This window comes from Streptomyces sparsus (genome assembly GCF_054776295.1).
Genome location: NZ_BAAHCA010000128.1, coordinates 1 through 8,631, shown reverse-complemented (window position 1 = coordinate 8,631; position 8,631 = coordinate 1). Strand labels below are relative to the sequence as shown.

The 8,631-nt window shown below is 71.8% G+C and carries 7 protein-coding genes and 1 pseudogene; 5 read left to right on the top strand and 3 right to left on the bottom strand.

Translation table 11 applies throughout. From position 1 onward, the window contains the following. Positions 1 to 412, top strand: a pseudogene (locus ACYVE9_RS09535) (MurR/RpiR family transcriptional regulator); the annotation flags it as partial. A 49-nt stretch (positions 413 to 461) separates the two neighbouring features. Here the strand turns inward: ACYVE9_RS09535 and ACYVE9_RS09530 are convergent. Next, positions 462 to 809: a hypothetical protein gene (locus ACYVE9_RS09530; protein ID WP_461027320.1), complete on the bottom strand. Its 348-nt coding sequence runs from the start codon at positions 807 to 809 to the stop codon at positions 462 to 464. Between the two features lie 96 nt (positions 810 to 905). Between ACYVE9_RS09530 and ACYVE9_RS09525 the strand changes: the two genes are divergently transcribed. After that, positions 906 to 1,139, top strand: coding sequence for a DUF4287 domain-containing protein (locus ACYVE9_RS09525; RefSeq protein WP_461027319.1), 234 nt, complete (start codon positions 906 to 908; stop codon positions 1,137 to 1,139). A gap of 150 nt (positions 1,140 to 1,289) precedes the next feature. On the opposite strand, the gene ACYVE9_RS09520 is transcribed toward ACYVE9_RS09525, so the two are convergent. After that, a complete protein-coding gene (locus ACYVE9_RS09520) occupies positions 1,290 to 2,123 on the bottom strand; it encodes a Bax inhibitor-1/YccA family protein (RefSeq protein WP_461027318.1) in 834 nt (277 codons plus the stop codon). A gap of 250 nt (positions 2,124 to 2,373) precedes the next feature. Between ACYVE9_RS09520 and ACYVE9_RS09515 the strand changes: the two genes are divergently transcribed. Further along, the gene (locus ACYVE9_RS09515; RefSeq protein WP_461027317.1) at positions 2,374 to 3,594 is read left to right on the top strand and encodes an acetyl-CoA C-acetyltransferase; all 1,221 of its coding nucleotides are present in this window, start codon (positions 2,374 to 2,376) and stop codon (positions 3,592 to 3,594) included. Between the two features lie 600 nt (positions 3,595 to 4,194). Continuing rightward, complete coding sequence (locus ACYVE9_RS09510) at positions 4,195 to 5,079, top strand: hypothetical protein (protein ID WP_461027316.1); 885 nt, start codon at positions 4,195 to 4,197, stop codon at positions 5,077 to 5,079. 182 nt (positions 5,080 to 5,261) lie between these two features. Here the strand turns inward: ACYVE9_RS09510 and ACYVE9_RS09505 are convergent, their stop codons facing one another. After that, positions 5,262 to 6,638: a type III PLP-dependent enzyme domain-containing protein gene (locus tag ACYVE9_RS09505; protein ID WP_461027315.1), complete on the bottom strand. Its 1,377-nt coding sequence runs from the start codon at positions 6,636 to 6,638 to the stop codon at positions 5,262 to 5,264. Positions 6,639 to 6,875: 237 nt separating this feature from the next. Here ACYVE9_RS09505 and hutU point away from each other — a divergent pair, with 237 nt between their 5' ends. After that, complete coding sequence (gene hutU, locus ACYVE9_RS09500) at positions 6,876 to 8,540, top strand: urocanate hydratase (protein ID WP_461027314.1); 1,665 nt, start codon at positions 6,876 to 6,878, stop codon at positions 8,538 to 8,540. The last annotated feature ends 91 nt before the right edge of the window (positions 8,541 to 8,631 follow it).

Below are 8,631 nucleotides of genomic sequence, written 5' to 3'. Positions count from 1 at the left end.
GGGCTTCGCCTACTTCGCGGCGAAGGTCCACCCCGACATCCGGCTGCTCGACGAGGGCGGCACGATGCTCGCCGACCGCCTCGACGGTGCCGTCCGGGCGGGCGCGACGGCGCTGCTCTGCTTCGCCCTGCCCCGGCACCCGCGTGAGGTGGCCGACGCCCTCACCCACGCCCGCAACGCCGGCCTGCGGATCGTGACCGTCGCCGACAGTGCGTTCGCGCCGGTCGCCGACCCGCGGGACGTGCTGCTGCCCGCGGCCGTCGGCACCGGGCTGGCCTTCGACACCGCCTGCGGCCCGATGCTGCTCGGCCGGGTGCTGCTGGAAGCCATGTGCGACCACCTGCCCGAAGCCCAGGCCCGCCTGGAGGAGTTCGACACCCGGGCCACCGAACGCGGCCTCTTCCTGGAGTGAGCGTCGGGCCCGACGGTTCCCGAACCGGGCCGGGGTCGGCGGCCGGGGCCTATCCGCGTCGGGGTGGGGTCAGGTCGACGGCGGCCAGCCGCTTCCGCAGGGCCTCGACCTCGGCCGCGTTCTCGGCCGCCGTCCTGTCGCCGGTGTGGTCTCGCAGCGCCTCCACGAGGTCGTGGCCGGCCACCGCGAGCTGGTCGCCGACGGCGAACGCTCCGACGTCGGGAAGCTCCCGCGGGGGCCGCGGCACGCCTTCCAGTTGCTGGGCGCGATGAGCCAGCTCCCTGGCCAGTGCCAGCCCTTCTGCCGCAGCGCCGCGGTGCAGGGCGCTCTGCGGCATGGCCCGCAACCGGTCGGCGAGCCGGTCGACGGCGATGAGCAGCGGATTCAGGTCGAGCACGGGCGCAAGCCTATGCGCCCCGTACACCCTGTTGCCAACGGCCCGGTACTCAGGCACGGTGGCGAGAAGGCTCAGCGAAAGCGTCCGGAGGCGCCGATGTCCCAGGATTTCTCCGACGAGACCCATCAGAACCTGCTCGCCCGTATTCCGCAGTGCACCGGCCGTGCCATCAACGACTGGCTCCGCGCGGTGGACGACGGGCCCGCCTTCTTCCGCTTCGAGGAGAAGGTCAGCTGGCTCCGGGGCGAGCACAACCTCGCCTACGGCCACGCCAAGGCCATCGTCCACGAGCACGACCTGCGGCGCGGACGGGCAGCGCGCAAGTTCTGAACCGCTCACCACTTCCCGTCCCACGCCCCGCCACGGGGCAGGAGACGCCCGCTCACGGCATGCGAAGGGCCCGTGAGGCAGACACTGCCTCACGGGCCCTTGCGGTGGTACCGGGGTGCCGACACCTGGTGGTGCGGCGCGTCCCAGCGGTCAGTCCCCTGAGCCGATGATGTAGGCCAGGCGCAGGAACTCGAAGTAGATCCAGGCCAGCGTCACGGTGAGACCGAACGCGGCCAGCCAGGACTCCTCACGCGGCGCGCCGTAGGCGATGCCGTCCTCGACCTGCTTGAAGTCCAGCGAGAGGAACAGCGCACCGATGCAGACACCGGCGATGCCCATGAGCACGCCGACCCAGCCGGTACGGAAGCCCATGCCCTCGTTGGCGCCGAAGATCGCGAAACCGAGGTTGACCAGCGACAGGATCGCGTAACCGATACCGGCGGCGATCGCGAACTGGGTGAACCGGCGGTTCACCCGGATGATGCGCGTCTTGTAGAGGAACAGCACGGCGGCGAAGACCGCCATCGTGCCGATGACCGCCTGCATGGCGGCGCCCGGTCGCACCTCGTTGATCATGTTGCTGACCGCGCCGAGGAACACACCCTCGAAGACGGCGTAGGTCAGGATCAGGCCGGGTGATGCCTTGCGCTTGAATGCCTGCCAGAACGCCAGACCCATCGCGACGATGGCCGCGCCGATCGCGACGAACATCGACAGGTTCAGCAGCCACGCGACCGTCGCACCGGCGACCACGGTGCCGAGGGTGAGTGCGGTCCGGGAGACGACGTCGTCCATCGTCATCCGGCCGCCGGCCTGCGGCGGGGCGGCGGGCGGGAAGCCCGGGGCACCCTGCTGCGGCTGGGCGTAGGGGTTGTTCGCGGACGGTCCGGCCACAGGTGCGCCCTGGGCGTAGGGGTTACCGGCCTGCTGCTGCCCGACCTGGTTGAACCCCCGACGCGAGAAGACCGGGTTGCTGCTCCTCATCTCACTCCTCCATGGCCGTTCGGTACGACCTTCTCCACCAGAGTAATGGTTTCGCAAAGGCCGCACGCTAGTGCACTGCCTTGAACGAAGGAAGGACCTTTATTGTTCCGTTCCCGTCCTGGTGGTAAAGCACGCGCGTGCGGCGGGTCGGGTGCTGCGAGCCGTGTCACACGTGCGGGCCCGTGACCTTCGCGCTACGCGCGGGTAGCTTCCCTCACAGTTCTACCCCCCCTTACCTCCTGGAGCCGAGATGCCCGAAGCAGTCATCGTTTCTGCCGCCCGTTCGCCGATCGGCCGCGCGTTCAAGGGGTCCCTGAAGGACGTCCGCCCGGACGACCTGACCGCGGAGATCATCGCCGCCGCGCTCGCCAAGGTGCCGGAGCTCGACCCGCGGGACATCGACGACCTGATGCTGGGCTGCGGACTGCCCGGCGGGGAGCAGGGCCACAACCTCGGCCGGGTGGTCGCCGTGCAGCTCGGCATGGACCACCTGCCCGGCTGCACCATCACCCGCTACTGCTCGTCCTCGCTTCAGACCAGCCGGATGGCGCTGCACGCCATCAAGGCGGGTGAGGGCGACGTCTTCATCTCGGCCGGCGTCGAGATGGTTTCGCGCAGCGTCAAGGGCTCCTCCGACGGCATGCCCGACACCCACAACCCGCTGTTCGCCGACGCCGAGGCCCGCACCGCGGCCCGCGCCGAGCAGGGCGGCGACGGCTGGACGGACCCGCGCGAGGAGGGCCAGGTCCCGGACGTCTACATCGCCATGGGTCAGACGGCGGAGAACCTGGCCCGGCTGAAGGGCGTCACCCGCCAGGACATGGACGAGTTCGGTGTCCGCTCGCAGAACCTCGCCGAGAAGGCCATCGCGGACGGCTTCTGGGAGCGCGAGATCACCCCGGTGACGACGCCCGACGGCACCGTGGTGTCCAAGGACGACGGCCCGCGCGCCGGCGTGACCCTGGAGGGCGTGCAGGGCCTGAAGCCGGTCTTCCGCCCCGACGGCATGGTGACGGCGGGCAACTGCTGCGCGCTCAACGACGGCGCCGCCGCCCTGGTGATCATGTCGGACGTCAAGGCGCGCGAGCTGGGTCTCACCCCGCTGGCCCGGATCGTGTCCACGGGCGTCTCCGGCCTGTCCCCGGAGATCATGGGCTACGGTCCGGTCGAGGCGTCCAAGCAGGCGCTGTCCCGCGCGGGCCTCTCCATCGGCGACATCGACCTGGTCGAGATCAACGAGGCGTTCGCCGCCCAGGTGATCCCCTCCTACCGCGACCTGGGCATCGACGAGAGCCGCCTGAACGTCAACGGCGGCGCCATCGCCGTGGGTCACCCGTTCGGGATGACCGGAGCCCGCATCACCGGCACCCTCATCAACTCCCTCCAGTGGCACGACAAGCAGTTCGGCCTGGAGACCATGTGCGTCGGCGGCGGCCAGGGAATGGCGATGGTGATCGAGCGGCTGAGCTGAGCCGCAGCGAAGGGTGGGGGTCGTCCGAGGTACGAGGGCGGCACCTGCCCGTAGCGGAGGCGAAGTGAAGCGTGAGCGGGGAGGGTGTGCGGCTGAGCTGAGCCGCAGCGAAGGGTGGGGCCGTGCCAGTAGAGGTCCGAGGTACGAGGGCGGCGCCTGCCCGTAGCGGAGGCGAGGCGGAGCGTGAGCGGGGAGGTGTGCGGCTGAGCCCGAACTTGTCCGCTGTGGAGGTGGCTCGGCTTGACGCCCGTGTGTAGTGAGCGTGACGCGGTGGGTCACTGATCGCCTGCCAGTGCTGCCTGTTGGTGGCCGAGTTGGCGCTTTGTGTGACCGTCCGATGATGGGTCAGAACGGCCAACTGCCCGGTGTGGCCTGTTATGTGACGTGGATCACCAGGGATGCCGTGATGAGACGGAAGCGCCCCCAGGATGTGATGTTTCCCCTGGGGGCGCTGTATTTTGCCTGGTCAGGGCGATGTGGATTGTGAGGGTCCGTTTTTCGACTGCCCCATATATGGCAGTTTCTGAGATGGTCGAGAGGTGCCGCCAGGAAAGCTGCGGTAGGAATTCAGGGGGCCGTTTCCGAATGGGGAGTACGTCAGTGAGCGCCATATCCCTCACCCTGCTGATCACCGCGGGCGTCGCTGTGACGCTCGGCGGGGCTGCACTGCACACCGCCCGCGGGCTGCGCCGCGAGGTCACCGGACTCCGTCAGGAGCTGGCCGCCACGGCGGCCGTCGCGGTACCCGCTGCGCGGCGCAGCCCCGTGGTGGAGGACGTCCGGGCTGCGGTGGCTGACGCGCTCGCCGAGGAGCGGGAGCGTGAGCTGGCCGAGGCCAGGGCGTTCTGGGCCGCCCAGGAGGCGCGGGAGACCGACCTGCTGGACGCGGGGGCGCCGCTCGCCACCGGGTCCGCGGAACACATCGAGGGCATCGACCCGTCCGACGACTACGCGGTGAGCGCCACGGACGCCGCGTCGCTGGAGGCGCTGATGGACGAGGCACGCGAGGGGCAGGCCTACCTGCCCCGGCAGGCGGGCCGGGACGCGGCGGACGCACCCGCCTCGGCCGAGGCGGGCACGGAGTCGTCCGAGCTGGCGGCTGCGCGTCGTCGGCATCCTTCCGATCCGCACTACTCGCTCAACGGTGAGCCGGCTGTTCCGGAGCAGGAGAGCGTGGAGCCGCCGGTCGACGACGGGCGCACGATGCTGCGCCTCGCCGAGCTGGCGGCCGCGCGGACGGAGCTGTCGGACGTCCGTCCGGGGCCGCTGGGCACGCTCGACGTGTACGTCTTCGCCGACGGCACCACGGTGTGCATGTCGCCCGGCCACCGGGAGACGGCCGAGCGTCTCGCGCAGGCACTGCGGAATGGCGACGAGCCGTACCTGCTGGGCGGGTCCGGGGTCTCCGGCGCGTTCGCACTGACCTTCGCCTGCGGTGACGAGTCCGTGTACGTGCTCGCCGACCGCGTCATCACCTCGTTCTGACGACCACCTCGCCGTGACGGGCCTGTCTCTCTGAGGGCCACCCCGCCGTGACGGGTCCGTCGCCGTGACGGGTCCGTCGCCCTACCGGGGGCGCCTCCGTGGCGCCCCCGTCGTCGTGCCGGCCCCCGGGGCCCGCCCCTCCTGCGGCGGGTCTCCTGCGGCGGGCCTCCCGCGGCGACCGGTCACAGCTCGCCGAGGGCGTCCCGGTGGTCCCCGCCGGACTCGCTCACGATGGACGCCAGCGTCTGCGGGGCTCGCACGGTGGCGAACCGGACGTGGGTGCCGCTGACGCGGTAGCCGTGCACGCCGGGGCGCGGCAGGCTGTTGTAGCCGAAGGGGTTGGAGAAGTAGTAGGCCCCCGTGTCGGCCAGGGTGACGAAGTCGCCGTGGTCGAGCGGCGGCAGGATGCGGTCGCGGGCCACCAGGTCACCGGCGAAGCAGCAGGGTCCGGCGACGTCCTGGGGGACCGGGGTGCCGCGCTTGGGGAGGCCCTCGGCGTCGACGGCGCCGACCCGCAGCGGCCACGACTCGGGGTGGAACACCGTGCGGGCGGCCACCTGCACCCCGGCGTGGGTGACGGCGACCGGGCGACCGCCGGCCGTCTTGGTGTACTCGACGCGGGCCACGATCGTGCCGGCCTTGGCGAGCAGCGACCGGCCGAACTCGGTGACCAGGTCGAACCCCTCGTCGAAGAGCCCGGGGACCCGTTCGCGCAGCAGCTCCGCGTAGTCGGCGAAGGTGGGCTCCACCTCGTCGGAGGCGAAGTTGACGGGCAGGCCGCCACCGATGTCGATGCCGGTGACCTGTCGGCGGCCGGTGGTGCGGTTGATCTCCACCGCCAGCTGCCAGGTCTCCCGGACGCCCGTCGCCATCAGGTCCAGCGGCACGCCCTGGGAGCCGGTGTGGGTGTGCAGGCGGGTCAGCCAGGGGCGCTCGGCGAAGGCGCGCAGCACCCACTCCCGGGCGCCCGGGTCGCGCAGTGCCACTCCGAACTTCGAGGTGGCGGTGGCGGTGCTCATCGCGTCGATGGAACCGGCGCCCAACTGCGGGTTGACCCGCAGGCCGACGGCGGCGCGCGGTCGGCCGGAGCCGATCAGGGCGTCCAGCCGGGTCAGCTCCTCGCGGTTGTCGACGTTGACGGCGATGCCCAGGTCCAGGGCCTGGCTCAGCTCGGCGGTGGTCTTGGCGGGGGAGTCCAGTACGGTGTGCCGCGGTGCGACGCCGGCCGCGCGGGCGAGTGCCAGTTCGCCGGGGCTGGCCACTTCGCAGCCGACGCCCTCCTGGTCCAGCAACCGCAGCACGGGCACCAGGGACGCCGCCTTCACCGCGAAGGTGTGCTGCACACGCTGGCCGGGGGCTCGCACGGCGTCGAAAGCGGCGTGCAGCGCGGCGGCGGACGCGCGTACCGCCGCGGTGTCGAGCAGTCCGGCGATCGGCTGGTCCGCGTGCACGAGGCCCGTGCGCACGGCCGCCCGTACGGCCAGGTCCCGGCGGGTGGCGAGCCCGGCGTCGTCCGCCGGGGCGGGGTGGTCGCTGCTGGTGTCGGGCTGACGAGTCATACCGGCCAGCCAAACACGAACCCGTGCCGCCGGCCGAGACCGCCTGTGCGGGCCACCCGAGCCCCGCCCCTGCCGTTGACCGAGCCCAGCCCTGTGCCGTCGAACGGGCCCGCCCGAGGTACCCGGCCCGGGGCCCGTCCCCCGGGTCCGTCCCGGCCGGTCCTGTTGACTAGTTCTATTCAACCCGTAGAGTGGATGAATAGTTCGATCCGGTGGAGCGAGAGGGAGGCACGGCTGATGTCGGGACCGCGACCCGTACGGGCGGCACGAGGCACGGAGCTCAGTGCCCTGGGGTGGCAGCAGGAGGCCGCCCTGCGCATGCTGCAGAACAACCTCGACCCGGAGGTCGCCGAGCATCCGGACAAGCTCGTCGTCTACGGCGGCACGGGCAAGGCGGCCCGTGACTGGCGGTCCTTCGACGCCATGGTCCGCACCCTGCGCACGCTCAAGGCCGACGAGACGATGCTCGTCCAGTCCGGCCGCCCGGTCGGCGTGATGACCACGCACGAGTGGGCGCCGCGGGTGCTGCTGGCCAACTCCAACCTGGTGGGGGACTGGGCCAACTGGGAGGAGTTCCGCCGGCTGGAGCAGCTGGGGCTGACCATGTACGGCCAGATGACGGCCGGTTCGTGGATCTACATCGGCACCCAGGGCATTCTGCAGGGCACCTACGAGACGTTCGCGGCGGTCGCCGCCAAGCGCTTCGGCGGCTCGCTGGCCGGCACGATCACGCTCACCGCCGGACTCGGCGGCATGGGCGGCGCGCAGCCGCTCGCCGTGACCATGAACGACGGCGTCGCGCTGTGCGTCGACTGCGACCCGCGGGCGATCGAGCGCCGCATCGAGCACGGTTATCTCGACGTGCGGGCCGACTCCCTCGACGAGGCGTTGGAGCTGGTCACCACCGCCCGGGACCAGCGCAGACCGCTGTCCGTCGGGCTGCTGGGCAACGCCGCCGAGCTGCTGCCGCGCCTGCTCGCGATGGGCGCGCCGATCGACATCGTCACCGACCAGACCAGCGCCCACGACCCGCTGAGCTACCTGCCGCTGGGTGTGGACTTCGACGACATGGCCGCGTACGCCGCCGAGAAGCCGGCCGACTTCACCCAGCGGGCCCGCGAGTCCATGGCCCGCCACGTGGAGGCGATGGTCGGTTTCCTGGACGCGGGCGCCGAGGTCTTCGACTACGGCAACTCCATCCGGGGCGAGGCCCAACTCGCCGGATACGACCGGGCGTTCGCGTTCCCCGGGTTCGTCCCCGCCTACATCAGGCCGCTGTTCGCGGAGGGCCGCGGACCGTTCCGCTGGGCCGCGCTGAGCGGTGACGCCAAGGACATCGCCGCCACCGACCGGGCGGTGCTCGACCTCTTCCCGGAGAACGAGTCGCTGGCCCGCTGGATCAAGCTGGCCGGTGAGCGGGTCACGTTCCAGGGCCTGCCCGCCCGGATCTGCTGGCTGGGCTACGGCGAGCGGGACCGGGCCGGTGAGCGCTTCAACGACATGGTGGCGAGCGGTGAGTTGAGCGCGCCGCTGGCCATCGGCCGCGACCACCTGGACTGCGGTTCGGTCGCCTCGCCCTACCGGGAGACCGAGGCGATGCTCGACGGCTCCGACGCCATCGCGGACTGGCCGCTGCTCAACGCGATGGTCAACGTGGCGTCCGGCGCGTCGTGGGTGTCGGTGCACCACGGGGGCGGCGTCGGCATGGGCCGGTCGCTGCACGCCGGTCAGGTCTGTGTCGCGGACGGCACCGCGCTGGCCGGCGAGAAGCTGCGCCGGGTGCTGACCAACGACCCGGGCATGGGCGTCATCCGGCACGTCGACGCCGGCTACGAGCGGGCCGACGAGGTCGCCGCCGAACGCGGCGTGCGCGTCCCGATGCGCGAGACGGACCCGGCGTGAGCGGCCACCGGGCGGTGACGCCCCACCAGAGGACCGCCGAGACCGACGCGACGGCGTCCACCCCCGCGGCGTCCACCTCCGACGAGTCCGC